Raw genomic sequence first — 21,186 nt, forward strand, 5'->3', positions numbered from 1 at the left:
AGCACCGCCGTTTTTGTAGATCACCTGCGCGTCGCTTAGCTGTCAGCGGCTTGGTCGTCCGTGGCTTGGGGGCGTATGCCGCCGTACTCGGTTCGCAGCGACTCAAGCCGCGCGGTCTCACTCTCGGTCAGCGGGGGCGCATTCCACAACGGCTCACCGTCGGCATCGTTGACGCCTAACAGCGTGAGCGACAGTTCGGCATTGCGGGGAATCTGATCGTTGCCCCAAGGCCCAAAGCGATTGGGCGCCAGGCTCCAGGTGTCGCTCTCACCAGGAGCAAGGCCACCGGAAATCACGTAGTAGAAGGTTTCATCCACCCAGGCGACTTCCCGGTCGGGGCTTTCCAGTAGCCCGTGCAGCATGAGTTCTGAAATGGGCTGGTCCCCGCCGTTCGTGACCGTCAGCTCGATCACCGGCTCTAGTGCGCCGTAGGGGCTGGTACTGAGATAGTAGCGAGCGCTGTCGATACGAATTTGCGCTAAACGCTCCTGGTCACGCTTGGCGCTGGCCTGTTTGGCTTCTAGCCGGTTAAGCGTGCGCAGTGCCTGCTCGCGCTCACGTGCGCGCCGTTCGCGAAGCATGTTATCGGCACGCTCGATGATTTCATCCCCCGTCAACCCATGCATGTAGGCATTGGCCGACTCGGCAATTTCCGCCGCGTTCATGCGCTGTGGGTTGAAAAGATCGATACCGCTAAACGATGACATGGCAATGATCTTGAGCGCGGTATCGAACTCGTCGCGCTTGTAGGTGGGCAGCGACTCACGCACTTCTTCGATCGAGACCACCGCAGCGGGCATAGAGCTGGTGTCGACGGTTGGATCGGAGCAGCCTGCCAGCACCAGAGCAGATAATGACAGTGCAGATAGCCTGAGTAGGCGCCACATGATGTACCTCACCTCGTAAAATCAATCGGCAAGAGCTTACCGGAAAGTGGCATTCGCCACTACTTTCTGTTGAGCGCGCTTCATACCGCTCGCCCGCGCGTTCGCTGTATGGTCAGCGGTTTAGGTGGGTCGCTCATAAAAAAGCGCTGGCGGTTGCCAGCGCTTGAAGCGTGATTGACAGTGTTTAACCGTGCCCTTTGTCAGGGTGAGGCACCGGTTTGTCGCCGACCTCTTCAGAGCGTAACTCGATTGGTTTGCCCTGGGTCTTTTGAGTGTGCTTCAACTGCAGGTGCAAGCCGGTTTTGGCCAGCAGGTGGGCGCTGACGGGCGCGGTGATAAACAGGAACAGCGTAATCAGCAGCTCCTGGATATCCGGCTTGCCATCGACGCTCCAGAAGTAGCCCATGGAGGCAATCAACATGCAGCCAATGCCCAGCGTGGTGGCTTTGGTAGGGCCGTGCAGGCGCATGTAGAAGTCTCGCAGGTGCGCCATGCCAAGCGAGCCGATGAATACGAAGACCCCGCCTGCCAGTAGCAATAAAGAGATTAGCGCTTCAACTAGAAAGGGCATAACGCCACCTCATCGATCATGTTCATTCGATAATATCTCCGCGCAGGATGTATTTGCATACGGCCACCGTACTGATGAAGCCAAGCATGGCGATCAACAGGGCCGACTCGAAATAGGTCTTGCTGTTGAGCCACAAGCCGAGCAGTACGATCAGCGCGATGGAGTTGACGTACATGGTGTCCAGCGCCAGAACCCGATCAGGAAGATCAGGGCCAATCGTCAGGCGGTAGAGGTTCATCAGCAGGGCCATCACCACCAGCGCTAAGGTGATGTAGAGCGCAATACTCAGCATTCGTAGATCTCCTTGAGCGGCCGTTCGTAGCGTTCGCGTATTTGCTCAATGAGCGCTTCTTCATCGTCCACGTTCAACGCATGAATCAGCAGGGATTTGCCATCCATCCGCAGGTTGGCCGAAACGGTGCCGGGGGTCAGGCTGATCGTGCTGGCCAGCAGCGTGATGGTAAACCGCTCCTCCAGCATCAGCGGATACTCAATGAAGTGTGGCTTGAGCTTGCGCCATGGGTTGGCGATCAGGTACGCCACCTCGAAGTTGGCGGTGACGATATCGCCCAGCACCCGCAGGCCAAAGCGAAGCAGCATCATGGGCTTGCTGATGCGTGGTCGGGCATCCCAAAAACGGTGGGTTAACAAAGGGATCAGAATAGCCAGCGCCCCGCCCAGCACGAACTGGCCAAAGGCGTAGCTGCGCACCAGCAGCAGCCATACCAATAGCAGCAGTATCGACAGCACCGGGGTGGGCAGCCATTTGCGAGGGGTAATCATGGCGTCTCTCCTGCATCGGGCAGCAGCGTTTCGATCAGTTGTTGCGGGTTAGCGAGCTGCTCGCCGGTGGCTTGGGTATAGCTGCTCACCGGCCCGGCGAACGCCACCAGTAAAGGCGCAGCGCTGAGTAGCCAGAGCATGCCGAACCACTGGTAACGGGATAGCGGACTACCGCTTGGGCTACCCCGGTGGCTGCGCCAAAACAGCGTAGAGCCCGCGCGGGAGAGTGCGATGAGCGAGGCTAGGCTGGCAAGTAGCAGCAGTGGCCACAGCCACACGCGCTGCGTGCCTTCTGCTGCCACCAATACCATCGCTTTACCCAGCGCACCTGACAGTGGCGGCATACCCACCACGGCAATCGCACCGATGAAAAAGGTGATCGCCAGGGCGTTGCCCTGTACCAGCGGGCGCCCTTTAACGATGCGTGTACCTGGCTTGCCGCGCTGCAGACCAATCATCTCAGCCAGCAGGAACAGGCCACCGGTGACTAGCGTGGTATGGATGAGATAGTAAAGCAGAGCGGAGGTGGCCTCTACGGAGCGCATGCCGACGCCCGCCAGCAGCGTGCCGACCGAAATCAGCACCAAGTAGGCCACCAGCAGGCGCAGGTCGCGAGCGGCCATCACGCCCACGCCAGCAGCGGCCAAGGTGGCTAGCGCTAGCCACCACACCCAAGGCTGCTCAAGCGCCACAAGTCCGCCAGCCTGCTCGCCAAAAATCAGCGAATAGACCCGCAGAATGGCGTAGATGCCCACCTTGGTCATGATCGCAAACAGCGCCGCCACCGGGGCAGGGGCCGCGGCATAAGCGCGGGGGAGCCAGAAATAGAGCGGTAAAATGGCAGCTTTGAGGCCAAAGACGACCAGCAGCATCAGCGCACCTGCGGTCACTAAGCCCTCACGCTCGGCGGGCAGGCTAGCGAGCTTATCGCCCATATCCGCCATATTGAGCGTGCCGGTGGCCCCATACAGAATGCCCACTGCAATCAAAAATAGCGACGAACCTGCCAGGTTAAGCACCACATAGTGCACGCTGGCCTGAATGCGCGCCTTGCCGCCACCGTGCAACAGCAGCGCGTAGGAGGCCAACAACAGCACTTCGAAAAAGACGAACAGGTTGAACAAGTCGCCGGTCAAAAACGCACCGTTGATACCGAGCAACTGCCACTGAAACAGGCCGTGGAAGTTGCTGCCTTTTTCGTCGTCTCCACCGCAGGCAAACACCACGGCGCCCACGGCTAGAAGGGACGTGAGCAGCACCATCAGCGCGGAGAGGCGGTCGAGCACCAGCACGACGCCAAACGGTGGCTGCCAGTCGCCTAGGGCGTAATAGGTGATCTCACCGCTGGCGGCTTGGCGCACCAGGGCAATCGACACCAGCAACAGAAGCAGGGTGGCAATAACGCTCACAGCGCGCTTGTAGTGCACCAGCCCCTGGCGCTGGTAGAGCAATAAAATACCCGCGACCAGCGGTAGTACCACGGGCAACACAATTAGATGTTGAATCATTCGCGGTCTTCCTTTTTACCATCCACGTGGTCGTTACCCACTTCGCTGCGCGCCCGCATGGCAAGAATGACGACGAACGCCGTCATGGCAAAGCCGATGACGATAGCGGTGAGAACCAGCGCCTGGGGCAGCGGGTCGGCGAACTGTGAGTCTTCGTTCACCAGCGCGGCACCATCCGTCGTCAGCCCGCCCATGGAGAACAGGAACAGGTTGACCGCATACGAGAGCAGTGTCAGGCCCACGACGACCGGGAACGTTCGTCCCCGTAGCGTCAGGTAAAGGCCGCAAGAGGTTAAGATACCCGTGGTAATGGCATAGAGCATTTCCATTAGTGGGATTCCTTTTCATTCGGCGTGTCGTGGGTGTCTGACGTTTTCGGGTCGGTCACCGGGCGGTGCGGTGTCGTCACCTTACCCAGGTTGGCCAGAATCATCAGCGTGGCTCCCACCACCGCGAGGTACACACCCAAGTCAAACAGCAGGGCCGTGGCAAGCTCGAAGGTGCCAATCAGCGGCAGGCTGAAATACCCAAACGACGAGGTCAGGAAGGGGTAACCCAACAGCCAGCTGCCTAGGCCGGTGAGCGTGGCAATGGCCACACCCACCACGGCGACCGGCTGGAAGGGGAAATTCAGGCGCTCTTGCGCCCACTCAACGCCCCGCGCCATGTACAGCAGAATCAAAGCAACAGCGGTAATCAAACCGGCAATGAAGCCACCGCCGGGCTGGTTATGACCGCGTAGGAAGATGAAGGCGGACACCAGCAGCGCCAGTGGCAGCAGCGTCATCGAGATGGAGGTCAGAATGGCCGGGTAGCGATCCGGTGACCAAACACGGCCTTCGCCGTCGCTGTGGGGCATGAACAGACGCAAGCGGTTGAGCAGCTTGAAGATCGCGAGACCCGCAATGGCCAGGACGGTAATTTCGCCCAGGGTATCGAAGCCACGGAAGTCGACCAGAATCACGTTGACCACGTTGTAGCCGCCGCCACCGGGTTTGCTGTTCTCGACGAAGAAGTTGGAGATCGAGAGCGTTTCGCGGGTCATCACCGCGTAGTTCAAGCTAGCGACCACCAGCCCCAGCGCACCGGCCAGCAGAATATCGCGCACGTTACGCATCGGGCTCGATTCGGTAGGGGTTTTTTGCGGCAAGAAGAACAATGCCAGCATCAGCAGAATCATCGTGACGACTTCCACCGAAAGCTGGGTCAAGGCGAGATCCGGGGCCGAAAAACGCGCAAAAGTGAGCGCTACGAACAGGCCGACCACTGACAGCATCAACAGTGAAATCAAGCGGTAGCGGTGAGTCGCTGCGGTGGCAACCCCACCAAAAATGAGCATGCCTGCGCCTAGCAGCACCACGCCGTCGATGGGCTGATTGCCTTTGCTACCGGTCAATTCTTGAATACCGGCAAGGCCGATCAGTCCCATCAGCAGGGCGGCGCCCAGTAACCATCCCATATAGCGCTGTAAGGAGTTACCTTCCAGCTTGGTAATGATCTGCTCGGCGCGGTAACCCACGGTGATGATCAGCCGTTCGAACACGCGGCGCGCATCCACACTGGCGAAGGGCTGCACGAAACGGCGCAGATCGGCATGACGCCAGTACATGGCAATGCCTGCGGCAAAGGCCAGCAAGCTCATCATCAGCGGCAAATTCACGCCGTGCCAGATGGCGAGGTGGAACGACAACGGTTCGCCCAAAACGGCTTGGGTGGCTAGCTCTAGAATGCCTGTCGCGAAAAAGGCGGGGGATAGCCCCACCAGCACGCAGAGCGTCACCAGCAGTTCCACGGGCAAGCGCATCAGGTGGGGCGGCTCGTGGGGGGATTTAGGCGTTTGCTCGCGGGCCGGCTTATAGAACACCGCATGAACCAGCCGCAGCGAGTACGCGACGGAGAGAATGCCGCCCAGCGTTGCCAGTGCGGGCAGCACCCAGCTCAGACCGCCGAGTACCGGAGTAGCGAGCGTTTCGGTAAAGAACATCTCTTTCGAGAGGAAACCGTTAAACAGCGGTACCCCCGCCATGGCGGCGGCGGCCAAGGTGGTGAGCAGCGCGGTGACCGGCATCGCTTTTCTGAGTCCGCCAAGCTGCTTCAGCTCTCGGGTGCCGGTTTCATGGTCGATGATGCCCGCGCTCATGAACAGCGCTGCTTTGAAGGTGGCGTGGTTCAGGATATGGAACAGCGCGGCCAACACGGCCATGGGGCTGCCAATGCCCAGCAGGACGGTGATCAACCCCAAATGGCTGACGGTCGAAAACGCCAGAATGCCTTTCAAGTCGGTTTTGAACAGCGCAAACCACGCGCCGTAAAGCAGCGTGATGGTACCTACCAGCGGCACGACCACGCTCCACAATGCGCTATCCGCAATGGCGGGGTGCAACCGCGCCATTAAGAAAATACCCGCTTTTACCATAGTGGCCGAGTGCAGGTAGGCAGAAACGGGCGTAGGGGCTGCCATGGCGTGGGGGAGCCAGAACTGGAAGGGGAACTGCGCGGATTTGGTGAACGCGCCCAGCAGCACAAGCCCCAGCATCAGTGGGTAGCGTGGATCCGTCACGATGGTCGCGCCGCTGGCCAGCACGTCATCCATGCGGTAGCTACCGGCCATGTCGCCCAGCAGCAGTAAGCCTGCAAGAAGCGCTAGCCCCCCTGCGCCGGTTACGGTCAGCGCCATGCGCGCGCCTTTGCGGGCATCGCTGCGATAGGACCAAAAGCCAATCAGTAGGAAGGAGGAGAGACTGGTCAGCTCCCAAAACAGCCAGAGCAGGATGAGGTTGTCGGACATGGAAATGCCCACCATCGATGCCATGAACAGCATCAGGAAAGCGTAAAAACGTCCGAAAGGCTCATCGCTTGCCAAGTAAAAATGGGCATACAATAGGATCAATAGCCCAATGCCCAGAATGAGCAGGTTGAAGAGCAGCGACAGGCCATCGAGACGAAACGCAAGCTCCAGGCCGAGGGTGGGCATCCAGTCGGCCGCAAAACGCAGCGCCTCGCCCTCCAGCAAAGCAGGAATTTGCAGTAGCGTGAGTAGCAGTGCCGTTGCTGGCAATATGCCCGTGGCGAGCGAGCACCAAGTGCGGCCGCGTTGGGCAGTCAGTGCCGGCACCAGTACGCCCAGTAATGGCAGTAAGGCGATCCACAGCAGTGTCATGAGGTCATCCAGCGCAAAAAATCAAAAAAATCGCCAGAGCAACGAGGGTTGCCCTGGAGGCGAAGATACATCAAGTGAAACAACAGGATATCACTTGTATGGAAGGTGTGTGATTTTAGTATAAAGTGTTGACGTTAACCGTTGAGAGACTCCTTGTTCCATGAGTGAACCCTTCAATACTTGGCAATCCCGCTTTGAAAAGCTGCGTAGCAACAAGCTGTTCGAAGGGCTGGTCATTTCCATCATCGTGATCTCGGCGCTGGTCATTGGCGCGAAAACCTACGAAGAAACCACTCGTATCGAGCAGTGGTTGCTCTACCTCGATGTGGCCGTCACGGTGTTCTTCCTGGTCGAGATTTTGATCAGAATGGCAGCAGAGCGCAACTTAGTCAGCTTTTTTAAGAAGGGCTGGAACGTTTTTGACTTCTTGATCGTCACCGCCAGCCTGATTCCCATGGATGACTCGGAGATGGTGCTGTTAGCGCGGCTGCTGCGAATTTTCCGTGTGCTGCGCTTGGTGTCGATGATTCCCGAACTACAGATGCTGCTGGGCGCGTTGGTCAAATCGATTCCCCGCATGGGCTACGTGGTGCTGCTCATGTTTATCATCTTTTATATCTACGCGGCGTTGGGCAGCTTTCTCTTCCACAACGTGGATGAGTTTTTGTGGGGCAACATCTCCATTGCCATGTTGACGCTGTTTCGTATCGCGACGTTCGAGGACTGGACGGACGTGATGTACGCCACGCAAGAGGAGTATGCCTGGAGCTGGGTGTACTACCTGACGTTCATTTTTCTCACGGCATTCATTTTTCTTAACATGATGATTGGCATCGTGTTGGACGTAATGCAAAAAGAGAGCGCACAGCTCGATGCCGATGACGAGGAGGGCGATCCGGCGCAGCTGCAGGCGCTGCGTGGCGATGTCCACGCGTTGAAAGCACAGCTCGATCGCATGGAAGCCGCCCTGGCGGAGCGACAAGGGCCTTCTGTTTCCTCTCATCGCCCTTCCGATTCTTCTACAACCGATTAACGATAGGAGCGCCGCTATGATGCTGTCCGACCCCTCCAAGAAGTATCGCCCCTTCGTGGCCGTGGATCTGCCTGATCGACAGTGGCCAAGCCAACGTATCGACACGCCGCCCATCTGGTGCAGCGTGGATCTGCGCGACGGCAACCAGTCGCTGATTGACCCGATGGATCAAGAGCGCAAACAGCGCCTGTTCGACATGCTGTTGAAGATCGGATTCAAAGAGATCGAGGTGGGCTTTCCCTCTGCATCGCAGACCGATTTTGATTTCGTTCGCTCGCTGATCGAGCAAAACAAGATTCCCGAAGACGTGACCATTCAAGTGCTGACCCAAGCGCGTCCGCACCTGATTGAGCGCACCTTCGAAGCGCTGAAAGGCGTCAAGAACGCCATCGTGCACGTTTATAACGCCACCGACCCGATGTTCCGCCGGGTGGTGTTCAACGTGGATAAAACCGAGTGTATCCAAATTGCCGTGGATGCCACCGCGCAGATTCGCGATTTGATGGCGGCCAACCCGGAAACGAACTGGACCTTCCAGTACTCTCCTGAGCTATTCACCACCACGGAGATGGAGTTCGCGGTCGAGATCGTCGAAGCGGTGATGGACACTTTTGGCCCCAGCGTCGACAACAAAATGATCGTCAACCTGCCCGCCACGGTCGAAGTCGCTACGCCCAACAACTACGCCGACCAGATCGAGTGGTTCTGCCGCCATGTCAAAAAGCGCGATACCTTGATCGTCAGCGTTCATCCGCACAACGACCGCGGCACTGGCGTCGCGGCGGCCGAACTCACGTTGATGGCAGGAGCCGACCGCGTCGAGGGCACGCTATTTGGCAACGGCGAGCGTACTGGCAACGTGGATATCGTCACGCTGGCGATGAACATGTATACCCAAGGGGTGAATCCTCAGCTTGATTTCTCCAATATCACCCCGATCATGCGCGAAGCCGAGTACTGCAATCAGCTGCCCGTTCACCCGCGCCATCCATATGTGGGCGATTTGGTCTTTACTGCGTTCTCAGGCTCTCATCAGGATGCCATCAAAAAAGGCATGGCCGACCGTCGCGCCCATCCAGAAGCGCCGTGGGACGTTCCCTACTTACCCATCGACCCGCTGGACGTAGGTCGCAGCTACGAAGCGGTTATCCGCGTGAACAGCCAGTCAGGCAAAGGCGGCATCTCTTACCTGTTAGAGCAGGAGCATGGTATCGAGCTGCCCCGCCGGCTCTCCATTGAGTTCAGCCAAGTGGTGCAGGAAGTGGCGGACCGCACCGGTAAAGAGATCACCTCACAAATGATCTACCAAGCCTTTGCCGATGAGTATTTAGAGCAGCGGTCACCGCTGGCACTGGTGAATCACCGTCTTTCCTCCGAGCCAGATAGCCCAAAAGTCGCGCTAGAGGCCATTGTCGAAAACGGCGGCCAGCGGCAAACCCTGACCGGTGAAGGCAACGGCCCGCTGGCCGCGTTCATCAAGGCGCTGGTGGCGAGCGGCCAAGAGGTCGAAATCATTGACTATCATGAACACTCCCGCGGCCAAGGGGCGGATGCCGAAGCGATCGCGTACGTGGAAGTACGCATTGATGGCAAAGCCGTATTTGGCGTAGGTACCGATGAAAGCATCACTAGCGCCTCCATGAAAGGCGTGCTGAGTGCGATCAATCGCCACTATTCGACGCAGCCTGCGGCGGCCAATGTGACGGCGGAGTCGTTAGGGTAAATGCTCAAACGGCCTTGGCTGTTCATCGTATTAGTCGCCATGGCCCTGGCGGGGCTGCTCTCGCTGACGGCCTCCGATGATCCGTTTGAAGAGACGTTGGTACGCTTGGAAGTAGAGCGGGCACTGCCCGCTCTTGAGCCCACGCTTCAAGAAGAGTCTGCTGAGATCAACGCACTGTTTCTTCACTATGCGTCTGAGCAAGCGCTATGGATGAGCGCCGCGTTGGCGATGTTGCGTCACGGTGATATCGCTCGAAGCACGCTTCTCGATTATGGGTTATCGCCCCAATTCCAACAGGTGCTGGTGCGCTTCGGAGCGGATGCCGTGCTGCCTATCAGCTACTTCCGCGACCACGACGTGACGACGCTGCGTGCCCAGCACTGGATAGGGGAGCGCTATCAGCAAGTCAGCCGCTGGTGGAGCGATGAGCCATCGGATAATGATCAGCTGGGGGACGCAGACGTAGAGGCGGCCATGGCCGAGCTAACCCCTTTGCGGCGTGGCCAGATGGGGATTGCGTTACTCGACAGCAACGGCCATGGGCTGCTCAACCAGTTTGTCGTGGATGACGAAGGCAACGTAGCGTGGCTGCAGGGCGAACGCTTGGTTTCCGGCGTAGGCGACTTTTTTACTAGCGGCCTACGTGATCTGGAAAGCCAGTGGCGGCGTGGCGAGGCAATAGGCGCAAGCGATCTGGGCTGGGCGGGTGTTGATCTGCTGGTAATGGCCAGTACTGTGAAGGTACTCCGCGCTGGAAGAGCCGCTCGTACGGCTCGTGTGGGTGGCGTCGAGGCGCAGGCCGCTCGCACGGGTGTGCGTCAAGGGGTCGTAGCCATGAGTGGGCGCTTTGCAACGCTACCGCGCATGGCCAAAGTTGCAGCGGTCGCCGCCACGGCTTATGTGGTCATTCGCCATCCCAGCTTGGTCAGCGCACTGGGCACCCATCTATCTCACTGGCTAGGCTGGCCAACGTGGCTCGGGCAGTTTCTTGTCTGGTTAATTGTGCTATTACCGGTAATGTTCATTGCGCGCTTTATTTATCGCTGGCTACTTACACCACTTTTGTGGCTGTTGATGCCACTGATGCGGGTATGTTTTAAAGCCGCTAATCGTTCGCTTGGCAATCGAACTCAAGAGCAAGCGAAGGAGCTTGTGTAAAGAAGCCCATACGCAATGTTTTACATGTGCATAGGCCTTGTATATCAGCGTTAAGATTGACTTGCCAACCACCCCCGCCAGCCGCCAAATTCGGTGATGTCTTCAGCTTCACCGCCTTCATTTAGCGCCCCCGCGGTGCAGATAAAGCCACACTTCCAACTGCCGTCGGCAAGCTCCACCTGGCCTAAGCCGAGCGGGGCAGGAATGCCCGCTAAAAAGCTGCCCAGGGTTTCGATAGGCAAACGCCAAACTTCTACTTCAATGGCTTGGCCGGTGTCGTCGCGAAGCATCGCCGGGCGCTTTGGAGGCCCACCTGCCAGAGCAAAGAGCTTATAGCGCGGGGCGCTGTGGGTGGTGCTCACCAATACGCCACCCCGCTGTGTGAGCTGATGGTTAAGTGGCAGGCCTTTTAAGTGCGCACCGCACACCACCAGCTCCATGCTGCCATCCTGGGCAGGAGCGGGTAGTTCCTCTAAAGGCGGGTGTGGAATGCTGGTTGCGCCTAGCGGTAGCATTAGGCGCGCTTCAAGGGCGCGGACGAGGGAGAGTAGCGTTAAGTCTGCAAATACTGGCCCAAACAGCGTGACGCCTACCGGTAGGTCGCGCTCGCTAAATCCCACTGGCACCGCCAGGGCGCTATAGTCGAGCAGGTTCATAAAGTTGGTCCAGGTACCCAGGCGGGAGTTAACACCGATAGGGTCCGCTGCCACCTCGGCCTTGCTTGGGTGAGTCACCGTTGTAGGCGTGAGCATCACATCCACCTGGCTAATGAGTGCGTCGGCCTGGCGCTTATATTCAGCGAGTTTATAGCGCGCATCAAAGGCGTCTACTGCCAGCGGCGTTGCCCCACCCTGGGTGATTTGGAAAGTCACCGGGTGTACCGCATCCGGGTTGCTCTTCATTAGCTCACGAATAACATGGTAGCGTTCGGCCACCCAGGGGCCTTCATAAAGTAAGCGCGCAGCAGCCAGTAACGGCGAACAGTCCAGCTCGACCTTTTCACCGCCCAGTGCTTCAAGCTCAGCAATTGCATGGTGCATGCCTTGGGTATAGGCCGCATCGGTTTGCCACTGGGATTCCAGTGGCACTCCAAAGCGAAACGTAGCGGGCGCTTTTCCGTAGCGTTTGCCGTGTACGGCAAAGTCATGCTGGCGCGACCAAGCGCACTCGGCATCATAGGCTGCGGTAATATCCAGCACCTTTGCGGCATCGTCAGCGGTCAGCGCAAACAGGCTAATGGTATCCAGTGTGGCGCAAGCGGGTACCACGCCCCGGGTGCTAAGCAGCCCCAAGCTCGGTTTAACTCCGTATAAGTTATGAAAGCATGCAGGCACGCGGCCAGAGCCTGCCGTATCGGTGCCCAGTGCAAAGCTGACCATGCCGGCGGCTGTCACCACTGCGGAGCCGCTGCTGGAGCCGCCGGGCACCAGCGTTGGGTCGAAGGCATTGGCGGGGGTGCCATAAACTTCCAGCGCCCGCTCGCCTACCAGCCCGGTGGCGAATTGATCCAGATTGGTTTTACCCATGGGAATCGCGCCCGCATCGATCAACTGCTGCACTACAAAGGCGCTTTCCGAGGGCGTGTAAGCATAGGCCGGGCTGCCCGCAGTGGTGGGTATCCCTGCGAGGTCGATGTTGTCTTTCAGCGCAAAGGGAATGCCGTAAAGCGGCAGGGTTTCCGGTGACTCACCTTCTAGGCGCTGTAAATAGGGCGCCAACTGCTCGCGACTTAAGCGGGTAATCCAGGCGGGCTCTTTACCGTGGTTTTTGGCCACTGCCAACAGCTGACTGATAAGATCAGAAGGGGTGAGTTTGCCGCTACGGTAGGCTGCATGCAGGCTGGCAATATCGAGTGCAATAGGAAGCGTCATAATAAATTCCTTAATTAAATCGGTTTCACTAAAGAAGAATTAAGTCGGTTTGCTGCACTGTCATAAATCACTCCCTTCCGCCACGGCTGGGTAGATAGCACTACCCGCCAACCGTCTTGGCTACGCTCTAAGTAGTCAAAGCATAGGCTGGCGCGCCAGCGAAGAGCGCTGTCAGTTAAGCTATTGATTGGGGCGAATAGTGCGTCTGCACTATCTGCCCCAGGGCGAGGTGTGATTGCCATAGCGTGGTCGCCGATTTGCAGCCAGCGCAGATTGCCCTGCGCGTCTTGAATTACGTCTTCAACGGCATCGTTGGAAAGCTGTTGCCAGTGCTCAACGTACTGATCGTGCGGATGTCGCTCTTCTAAAATGGTGCCGTCAATCCAGCGCAGTAGCCCTACATCCTTTTCCAGGCTAGGGCATAGATCCTGATAGCGATGCCAGGTGCATACCCCTAGCTCACTATCGATTTGGGTAATACCTGCAAAAGCAGTGAGTCTCGCCAGCCATTCAAGCTGGCGGCGGTTGCAGTCGTCTAAACCAGTGATGCCTGAAAAGTCAGGCGAGTCTGCAGGCAGGCGCAGGTCGGCATGCCAGTGCTTGCCCTGAAGCCAATAAACCTGAGTAGTGGTGTCGGTCTGTTGGTAGGGTGCTTTAGCGGGCTCATCGTAGAGCGTGCGCTGCCATACGCCACGAAATGCTTGAGGTGTGGCAGGTAAGCCGACGTTCATAAGGGGTCTTCCTTATGCTTACCATGCTGGCCCAGACTACCCACTTCCCGGGCACCTTCGGGGAGCGCAATTTCACCCTTCGCCAAGCGCTCGCGCAGGTAGCGGAAGGTTTGGATGGTTTGGGCGAAGAGGTGGTCGCCTGCTTTTAGTGCTGAGTACCGGGCTTGTCCGTGGCGAGCGACCAGCTCGGGGAGCGGTTCGACCACGGTGTGGTAGTCACAGGCGAAGAACAGGGGGAACGAGTAACGCTCCTCTTTCACTTTACGTACCCGATGGGAGGTGGCAACAAATTCGCCATTACTCCAGATCTCAAGCATATCGCCAATATTGACGATCAACGCGCCCTCCTTGAAAGGTACATCGATCCACTCGCCTTTCCCATTCATCACCTCAAGCCCTGGCGCGGTAGGCAGTAGCAGGGTAAAGCACTCGTAGTCAGTGTGGGCGCCGATGCCTTGGGCATCCTCAGCATTAGGATTATAAGGGTAATGGATCAGGCGCAGCTGACTGGGCGGCTTATTGACGTGCTGAAGCAGTTGCTGGGGAGCCAGCCCCAGCGCCATAGCAAAGCCGCCCATCAGTGCGCGCCCGACGTGGTACGCCGCGTCGTAATAAGCGGCCACTGGCTCCTTGAAACCATCAAGGTTAGGCCAGGGGTTAGGGCCAAGCAGCGGCATTCCGGCCAGCACGTCCGGGTCATCGCTAGGTAGCTCGAAAGCGAGGTCGAAAGCCTCTTTCATGTCGGGCTTGGCTGGGTCTGGCGATTCTTCGCCGGGCGGCACATAGCCGCGATGGTGATGGCAGAGGCCGATGTAGCGCTCCATTTTGATCGCTTCAGACTGAGCAAAGAAACGCTTGGCCTGATGAATCAGGCCTTCGCGCAGTGAACCACCAATACCATGGCCCACCATCTGGAAAAAGCCCACGTCTCGGGCGGCGCGGCCCAGCTCAGCGGCGACCTCGCGGCGTGCCTGTTCATCCCCGTGCAGCAGGGGATGAATGTCGATAATGGGGATCTCCTGAAAGGCTGCTAAGCGTTGGTCTGCGGCAGGCGTATTCATGCGTCAGCCTCCTCTTCTTGGGTGAGCACCACCAGAGGCTGGCCGGGTCCAATGGCTGCACCTTCGGCAAGCGGCAGCCTAGCAACACGCCCAGCGCAGTGGGCCGTGACCTCTACCTCCATTTTCATCGACTCCACCAGCGCCACCGGCTGACCGGCGTCTACCTGCTCCCCCTCCTTAACCAGCAGTTTCCACAGGCTACCGGTCACTGGGCTTTCGATACCCAGTTCATCTTCGTCCAGAGTGTCGACTTCTGCGCTAGCTGGTGCTTGGTCTTCAAAGGTGAACTGGCCGTTGGCGCGCCAGGCTGCCATTTCTGCCTGGAAGGCGGCCTCGCGCTTAGTGCGAAATGCCTCGATGGCGTCGGCGTTTTTATCAATATCGGCTTGGTAGTCGGCCAGTTTGAAGCGGGCCGTTTCAATAGGCAGCTCGAAGCGCCCGTGGGGAAAGTCACGGCGAATTTGCTGTAGCTCTTCGTGGCTGACTTCATAAAAGCGAAGTTGATCAAAAAAGCGCAGCAGCCAAGGGTTATTGAAGTGCTGTGTGGTGCGGTAACGGTTCCACATTTGCAGCGTGCGGCCAACGAACTGGTAGCCGCCGGGGCCTTCCATGCCATAAACGCATAAGTAGGCGCCGCCAATACCCACCGAGTTTTCCGCCGTCCAGGTACGGGCGGGGTTGTATTTGGTGGTGACCAAGCGTTGGCGCGGGTCGAGGGGTGTCGCGACGGGCGCTCCCAAATACACATCCCCTAAGCCCATCACCAGATAACGGGCGTTGAAGACGATATCGCGCACTTGCTGTTCGCTTTCAAGGGCGTTGATGCGACGAATAAAATCTAAATTACTGGGGCACCAGGGAGCATCTGGGCGTACGCTGCGCTGATACTTGTCGATAGCTTCCTGGCAGGCGGGGTCATCCCAGGAGAGCGGTAGATGCACGACCCGGGACTCCACTTCCAGTGATTCCACATCTACCAGCGCCTGCTCGGCTTTTTGTAGGTGGGCAAACAGCTCGTCAAGGCTCAGCTCCAGCGGTTCGAAATGCACTTGCAGCGAACGTATACCGGGCGTTAGCTCTCGAAGCCCTGCAAGCGGATGTTCACGCAGCCATAGCATCCAGGCGTGAACCCGGAACCGGAGGGCGATATCCAGTTCCATGGGGCCAAATTCGATCAGCAGGAAGTCATCTCCGGCACGGCGGTACACGACCCGCTCACCGGCCTCAGAGGCAGGTACATCTCGTAGAATCGGGCTAGCCCGCTCTGTGGTTAACGCAACATTGGGGATAGGTGCTAGTGACGCGAGTTGAGTGAGTTGTCGCTCTTCTAAGGCGCGGGCGGTGGTGAGGGTTACCGGGACAAAGCGGACCTTGTCACCAGCGGTGAGTTGTCCCAGCTTCCAGCGTTCAGCGCGCACCACGGTAGCCGGGCAGACAAAGCCACCCAGTGACGGGCCGTCCGGTCCAAGAATGACCGGCATGTCGCCGGTAAAGTCGATAGTGCCAAAGGCGTAGGCGTTATCGTGAATGTTGGAAGGGTGGAGTCCTGCTTCACCGCCATCCGCCCGTGCCCACTCTGGGCGTGGGCCAATCAGCCGTACACCGGTGCGGCTGGAGTTGTAGTGCACTTCCCACTCGTGGTCGAAGAAGCGTTCGATATCGCTATCAGTGAAAAAGTCTGGCGCGCCGTGAGGGCCATAAAGCACGGCAATTTCCGTCACGCTTTCGGAACCGTTGCCAATGGAGGGGGCTAGCGCGTTATCCAGCGTGCGTGAGGGCGCAGGCATCAGCGTGGGCAGCTCCAGCATATCGCCGCTGCGCAGTGCCCGCCCGCCATGGCCGCCAAACTGGCCTAGAGTGAAGGTGCTGCGAGAGCCCAGATAGCGAGGGCATTCAATGCCGCCGCGCACTAGAAGATAAGCGCGTGCCCCAGCGGTGGCCTTGCCTAACGTAAGCGTGGCACCGGCCGGCACATCAATGACTTCCCAGTGATTAATGGGGTTGCCATCCAGCGAGGTGGGCAACTCGGCGCCTGCTAGCACGACCTGGGTGGCCCGGTGGAAGTGAAGCGTGGGGCCCTGGAGGGTAATTTCTAGGCCAGCGGCATCCGTGGGATTGTCGAGTAGGCGATTGCCAAGGCGAAACGACCAGTCGTCAAACGGGCCGGAAGGCGGCACACCCACATCCCAGTGACCCTGGCGACCGGGAAAGTCCTGAATTGTGGTGAGCGTGCCAGGGGCGATCACTTCCATGGCGGGAGGTGCCCACGCCAGGGTGGTAAGCCAGTGGGTGTCGATATCCGCCTGCTGAAAGCGTTCGGCACGCAGCACGTGGGCAAGCCAGCTACGGTTGGTGGCAATGCCATAAACGCTGGCGTTGTCCAGCGTATCCGCCAGCTGTGCCGTCGACTGCTCGCGGCTTTCGGCATGGACCATCACTTTGGCTAGCATGGGGTCAAATAGCGGTGACACTTCCAGGCCTGCCTCAATGGCGTGGTCGATGCGCAGGCCGCTGGCTTCAGGAAAGATGACTTCCGTCAGTAGCCCGGCGCTGGGGCGAAAATCGTGAGCGGGGTCTTCGGCGTACAGACGTGCCTGTACGGCGTGACCAGTGGGAGAGAGCGTCTGGGCAAGTGTTTCCAGGCGAGGGAGCTCTCCTGCGCCGAGCTTTACCATCCATTCGACGATATCGACGCCGTAGACCAGCTCGGTGACGCCGTGCTCCACCTGTAGGCGAGTATTAACCTCCAGAAAATAGAAAGCTTCACGTTCGGCGTCGTAAATGAACTCGACGGTTCCCGCGCTGCGGTAGTTGACCGCTTTGCCTAGTTGCACCGCCGTGGCGTGCAGTGATTGGCGCACGGCTTTGGGGAGATTCGGGGCCGGGCACTCTTCCAGTACTTTTTGATGGCGGCGCTGGGTAGAGCAGTCGCGTTCACCGAGGGCGATAACATTGCCCTGGCCATCGCCAAACAGCTGTACTTCCAGATGGCGGGCACGTGCGATATAGGCTTCCAGGAAGACACCGCCATCGCCAAAGTTGCGCTCGCCAAGGCCTTTCACTGACTCAAAGGCGCGTGCCAGCTCCGTGTGAGAGTGGCAGACCTGCATGCCGATGCCACCGCCACCCGCAGTGGATTTCAGCATGACCGGGTAGCCAATTCGTTCGGCGGCTTGCTTAGCGTCTTCGAGGGTCTCCAGCAGCTGTGATCCTGGCACCAGCGGTACGCCTGCCTTTTCGGCGAGTGCGCGGGCTTCGTGCTTGAGGCCAAACTGCTGTATCTGCTCGGCGGTGGGGCCTAGAAAGACGAGCCCGGCGGCATCGCAGGCGGTAATAAAGCGAGTGTTTTCCGAGAGGAAACCGTAGCCAGGATGGATGGCCTGGGCGCCGCTTTGTTGGGCGATAGCGATCAGTTTGTCGATGTTCAGGTAGGTATCGCTGGCCGCCCCCTCACCGAGTGAGTAGGCCTCATCGGCTTGATGCACATAAGGGGCGTCGCGGTCGGCATCGGCGTACACCACCACGCTCCCCACACCTAAAGCTTTAAGCGTGCGTAGAATACGGGCGGCAATCGCGCCGCGATTGGCAATCAGGACTTTGCTAAACGTTTTATGGATGGACATGGCACTGCCTGCAAACAAAGGCGGGTCGTCCCGCAGGTTGTTTGGCCTTCTAGGGTCGTCCCTAGGGCGAATTACTTAACCCCAAATCAGTAGCTCGATGGGCGTGGGGTTGTAGCCGTTGCAGGGGTTGTTGAGCTGAGGGCAGTTGGATATCAGCACGATGACATCCATTTCTGCGACCATTTCCACATACTTGCCCGGTGCGGAGATACCGTCTTCAAACGTCAGCCCGCCGTCGGCGGTGACCGGCACGTTCATAAAGAAATTGATGTTGTGGGTGATGTCCCGCTTGGTCAGGCCATACTCTGGATGGTTGGCGATGGCCTGCATCCAGTTATCCCGGCAGGAGTGCATATGGCGCTTTTCCAGGTCGTAGCGCACGGTGTTGCTTTCGCTGGCGCAGGCGCCGCCTAGGGTGTCGTGGCGGCCGCAGGTGTCGGCGGTGAGGGTAAGCATCGTGCGGCCTTCGCTGGAGATCAGCTTGGAGCCTGCGGTGAGATAGACCGCTCCCTGTTCGCGAACGGTATCCATGGCGCTGTAGCGCTCGGCGGTGTCGTCGGCGCTGAAGAACAGCGTGTCAGCCGCTTGATTGCCTTCCAGGTCTAAAATCCGCAAGGTTTGGCCCTGCTTCACGGTGCCAATATAGTGATCGCCCGCATTAACGGTAGTGCGGCTAAGCGCGTTTTCGGGGCGTAAGGTACTCTCGATAATCATGGTTTTCCCCTTAAAGGCCGAGGTGGTATAGGCGGTTATTGGCAAAGCCACGGGCGTTTTCTGGCCGTGAGCGGTAGCAAGGATCGTTCTCTGTCGGTGGCTCAGCCGTACCTAACGCGATATCGACGCCACGGCGCGGGTAGTCAGTGGCAGGGTCCAGCGGGTGAGGGCAGGTATGCAACAACACGAGGGTATCCATCTCGAAGCGCAGCGTGACGCTGTTGCCCGGCTGGCAGTGGTTGCTGACATAGTGCAGCTTGCCTTCGTCATCGCTCTCGACGCGAGAGAACAGGTTGAGATTGGCAGCCATGTCTCGGCGGCCAAGCCCATACTTGGCGAGTTCGACCAGGAAGGCGTCGAAGCCGGTGCGCGTCCAGTCATTGTGGGCCTGCTGGTAGCTCACTGGCTGCCAGCCTTTGGCCAGCAGGTGTTGGGGCAGCAGGTTGCCGCCAACGCTGTCGTGCCAGCCAAGATCATCATGCGTGATCGAGGCAAAGATGCGGCCCATGTCCGAGTAAAGGCAGTGGCCTTGGGTCAGTTTGAACGTGTGCTGGCACTTCAAGGTGTCCGGCAGGTTTAAGCGCTCCAGCAGGTTTTCTGGGTTGTAGCAGAGTAGCCCTACGTTGGTGTCAGCTTGCTCGGCGGTCAGGGTTAGCGTCGCGCCGCGACGTAGGCGAAGGGACCAGTGGTGCCCGCCGGGTAAATGGGTGGTGTAGTACGGTTCGCTATTCATGGCAGCGCTCGTCATAGCAGCGTCTCCTGAGTGTGGGTTTTCAAACCGCCCTGATGAAGTGCTTCCGTCAAGGCTGTCGCTGGACGGTCTCTCGAAATGGGCAGATCGTAGGTAATGGTGGCGCCATAGGCTTCTGGGGCTTGAGGGTCTTGGCGGGTTTTGTCGAATACCCATAGACGTGTGCCCAGCTCAAAGGCCTCTTTTAGGTCGTGGGTGATCATGAAGATGGTGAGCTTCTGCTCTTGCCAAAGTCGCGTGATCAATTCGTGCATGTCCTGGCGAATGCCGGGGTCCAGGGCACCAAATGGCTCATCCAGCAACAGCATGCGTGGCCGCATCATGAGCGCCTGGGCGATGGCTAGACGTTGCTGCATGCCGCCGGACAGCTCATGGGGATACTTATTAAGCGCGTGACTTAGGCCCACTTCTTCAATACGTGCTTTGGCTTTTTCAATGGCGCTACGTTTGGCAGTGCCAAAACTTTTTCCAAGCAGCTTGGCACTATGCAGCTCATCGGCCATCATCACGTTGCCCAGCACGGTCAGGTGTGGGAAGACGGAATACTTCTGAAACACCACGCCACGGTCTGGGCCGGGTTCGTTAGGAATGGGCTTGCCATCTAATAGAAGGTTGCCTTTTGAAATGGCTTCGGTGCCTAGCAGCATCTTTAAAAACGTGGTTTTACCGCAGCCAGAGGCGCCTACCAGCGTGACAAATTCTCCTTGCTCGACGCTGAAATTAAGATTTTCAAGTACGACGTGATGGCCGTAGTGCTTTTCTAGGCGTTTGGCGGACAGTAGGCTCATGATTTGTCTCCTTCGCCCGAGTGGTACCAGGGAAAGGCAAGGCGCGATGTCCAGGCGAGAATCTGGTCAAGAAGGAACGCCAGCAGCGTAATCCACGCCACGTAGGGCAGAATCACGTCCATCGACAGGTAGCGGCGAACCAGAAAAATGCGGTAACCAAGCCCCTCTTGGGCGGCAATTGCTTCAGCAGCTATTAAAAACAGCCAGGCGCTGCCGAGTGCCAAGCGAGTGGCATTCAGTAGCCGCGGCGTGAGTTGAGGCAGTAACACCCGCAGCAGTACCTGCCAGGAGCTGGCCCCCAGGGTTTGTGCTTTGATCAGCTGTTCATCGGGAAGCCGCAGCGCGTGGCCTTGCAGGTCGCGAATCAGAAACGGCGTCACCCCGATCACGATCAACGCGATCTTGGCGGCCTCACCGGTGCCAAAGGCGATGAATAGAATCGGAAGTATCGCCATCGGAGGGATAAGCGACGCGACGGTGACCAGCGGTGAGAGTTTGGCGCGGATGAGCGGAATGCCGCCGTTTAAAATACCCACTACGAGGCCGATGAAAGCGCTGATCGCCACGCCAATGAGAATTCGCTCCAAGCTGGCGAAAGTGTCTGTCCATAGAACGATTTGGCCTGTGCGTACGTTTTCTGCGGTGGCCAAATGATAAAACGAGCTTGCCATGGTGGCCGGAGTGGGCAGTAGCCGATCATTAGGGTTCTCGGCCAGTCGGGCATTGGAAAGGCTCAGGTAAACCATGACCAATAACAGGAAAGGCAACAGTCCCAGCAGCCATCTGCTCCCTCGGGATGGGGCTAGATTAATGAGTCGCTTCAT

General features: G+C 58.4%; 18 protein-coding genes. 3 read left to right on the top strand and 15 right to left on the bottom strand.

Going from position 1 to position 21,186, the window contains the following annotated elements; genetic code table 11:
- Positions 1–35: 35 nt before the first annotated feature.
- The 7 genes from NH398_RS00815 to NH398_RS00845 all read right to left on the bottom strand — a co-directional run bounded on the left by NH398_RS00815 (position 36) and on the right by NH398_RS00845 (position 6,909).
- Positions 36–887 (bottom strand): DUF6694 family lipoprotein, encoded by an 852-nt coding sequence (locus NH398_RS00815; protein ID WP_366069871.1) that lies wholly within the window; start codon positions 885–887, stop codon positions 36–38.
- A gap of 184 nt (positions 888–1,071) precedes the next feature.
- Entirely contained in the window at positions 1,072–1,458 is a 387-nt protein-coding gene (locus NH398_RS00820; RefSeq protein WP_159342615.1) for a Na+/H+ antiporter subunit G, read from the bottom strand.
- A gap of 22 nt (positions 1,459–1,480) precedes the next feature.
- Positions 1,481–1,750 (bottom strand): K+/H+ antiporter subunit F, encoded by a 270-nt coding sequence (locus NH398_RS00825; protein ID WP_066317677.1) that lies wholly within the window; start codon positions 1,748–1,750, stop codon positions 1,481–1,483.
- Positions 1,744–2,241, bottom strand: a complete 498-nt coding sequence (locus NH398_RS00830) for a Na+/H+ antiporter subunit E (protein ID WP_159342614.1) — start codon at positions 2,239–2,241, stop codon at positions 1,744–1,746. The genes NH398_RS00825 and NH398_RS00830 overlap by 7 nt, the downstream gene beginning before the upstream one ends.
- The gene (locus NH398_RS00835; protein WP_253015900.1) at positions 2,238–3,749 is read right to left on the bottom strand and encodes a monovalent cation/H+ antiporter subunit D; all 1,512 of its coding nucleotides are present in this window, start codon (positions 3,747–3,749) and stop codon (positions 2,238–2,240) included. Before NH398_RS00835 ends, NH398_RS00830 begins: the two co-directional genes overlap by 4 nt.
- On the bottom strand, positions 3,746–4,078 hold the full coding sequence (locus NH398_RS00840) for a Na+/H+ antiporter subunit C (protein ID WP_253015902.1): 333 nt from the start codon (positions 4,076–4,078) through the stop codon (positions 3,746–3,748). Before NH398_RS00840 ends, NH398_RS00835 begins: the two co-directional genes overlap by 4 nt.
- On the bottom strand, positions 4,078–6,909 hold the full coding sequence (locus tag NH398_RS00845) for a monovalent cation/H+ antiporter subunit A (RefSeq protein WP_253015904.1): 2,832 nt from the start codon (positions 6,907–6,909) through the stop codon (positions 4,078–4,080). The genes NH398_RS00840 and NH398_RS00845 overlap by 1 nt, the downstream gene beginning before the upstream one ends.
- A 160-nt stretch (positions 6,910–7,069) precedes the next feature.
- Between NH398_RS00845 and NH398_RS00850 the strand changes: the two genes are divergently transcribed.
- Genes NH398_RS00850 through NH398_RS00860 form a run of 3 tightly spaced genes read left to right on the top strand, consistent with a single transcriptional unit; the run spans position 7,070 to position 10,823 of the window.
- Complete coding sequence (locus NH398_RS00850) at positions 7,070–7,942, top strand: ion transporter (protein WP_253015906.1); 873 nt, start codon at positions 7,070–7,072, stop codon at positions 7,940–7,942.
- A 16-nt stretch (positions 7,943–7,958) separates the two neighbouring features.
- Positions 7,959–9,665, top strand: coding sequence for a 2-isopropylmalate synthase (leuA, locus tag NH398_RS00855; protein ID WP_253015908.1), 1,707 nt, complete (start codon positions 7,959–7,961; stop codon positions 9,663–9,665).
- A complete protein-coding gene (locus NH398_RS00860) occupies positions 9,666–10,823 on the top strand; it encodes a hypothetical protein (RefSeq protein ID WP_253015910.1) in 1,158 nt (385 codons plus the stop codon).
- Positions 10,824–10,873: 50 nt separating this feature from the next.
- Here the strand turns inward: NH398_RS00860 and atzF are convergent, their stop codons facing one another.
- The 8 genes from atzF to NH398_RS00900 all read right to left on the bottom strand — a co-directional run bounded on the left by atzF (position 10,874) and on the right by NH398_RS00900 (position 21,186).
- The gene (gene atzF / locus NH398_RS00865) at positions 10,874–12,694 is read right to left on the bottom strand and encodes an allophanate hydrolase (RefSeq protein ID WP_253015912.1); all 1,821 of its coding nucleotides are present in this window, start codon (positions 12,692–12,694) and stop codon (positions 10,874–10,876) included.
- A 14-nt stretch (positions 12,695–12,708) separates the two neighbouring features.
- Positions 12,709–13,425, bottom strand: a complete 717-nt coding sequence (locus NH398_RS00870; RefSeq protein ID WP_253015914.1) for a hypothetical protein — start codon at positions 13,423–13,425, stop codon at positions 12,709–12,711.
- Positions 13,422–14,486: a 2-oxoglutarate and iron-dependent oxygenase domain-containing protein gene (locus NH398_RS00875; protein WP_253015915.1), complete on the bottom strand. Its 1,065-nt coding sequence runs from the start codon at positions 14,484–14,486 to the stop codon at positions 13,422–13,424. The genes NH398_RS00870 and NH398_RS00875 overlap by 4 nt, the downstream gene beginning before the upstream one ends.
- Positions 14,483–18,109: an urea carboxylase gene (gene uca, locus NH398_RS00880; RefSeq protein ID WP_253015917.1), complete on the bottom strand. Its 3,627-nt coding sequence runs from the start codon at positions 18,107–18,109 to the stop codon at positions 14,483–14,485. The genes NH398_RS00875 and uca overlap by 4 nt, the downstream gene beginning before the upstream one ends.
- A 75-nt stretch (positions 18,110–18,184) precedes the next feature.
- Positions 18,185–18,823 carry an urea amidolyase associated protein UAAP2 gene (locus tag NH398_RS00885; protein ID WP_253015919.1) on the bottom strand — a complete coding sequence of 213 codons (639 nt, stop codon included), beginning with the start codon at positions 18,821–18,823 and terminating at the stop codon, positions 18,185–18,187.
- Between the two features lie 10 nt (positions 18,824–18,833).
- Complete coding sequence (locus NH398_RS00890; protein ID WP_253015921.1) at positions 18,834–19,571, bottom strand: urea amidolyase associated protein UAAP1; 738 nt, start codon at positions 19,569–19,571, stop codon at positions 18,834–18,836.
- Positions 19,568–20,362, bottom strand: coding sequence for an ABC transporter ATP-binding protein (locus tag NH398_RS00895; RefSeq protein WP_253015923.1), 795 nt, complete (start codon positions 20,360–20,362; stop codon positions 19,568–19,570). Before NH398_RS00895 ends, NH398_RS00890 begins: the two co-directional genes overlap by 4 nt.
- Entirely contained in the window at positions 20,359–21,186 is an 828-nt protein-coding gene (locus NH398_RS00900) for an ABC transporter permease subunit (protein WP_253015925.1), read from the bottom strand. Before NH398_RS00900 ends, NH398_RS00895 begins: the two co-directional genes overlap by 4 nt.

It is taken from the genome of Halomonas sp. CnH100-B (assembly GCF_024124605.1).
Classification (GTDB): domain Bacteria; phylum Pseudomonadota; class Gammaproteobacteria; order Pseudomonadales; family Halomonadaceae; genus Vreelandella.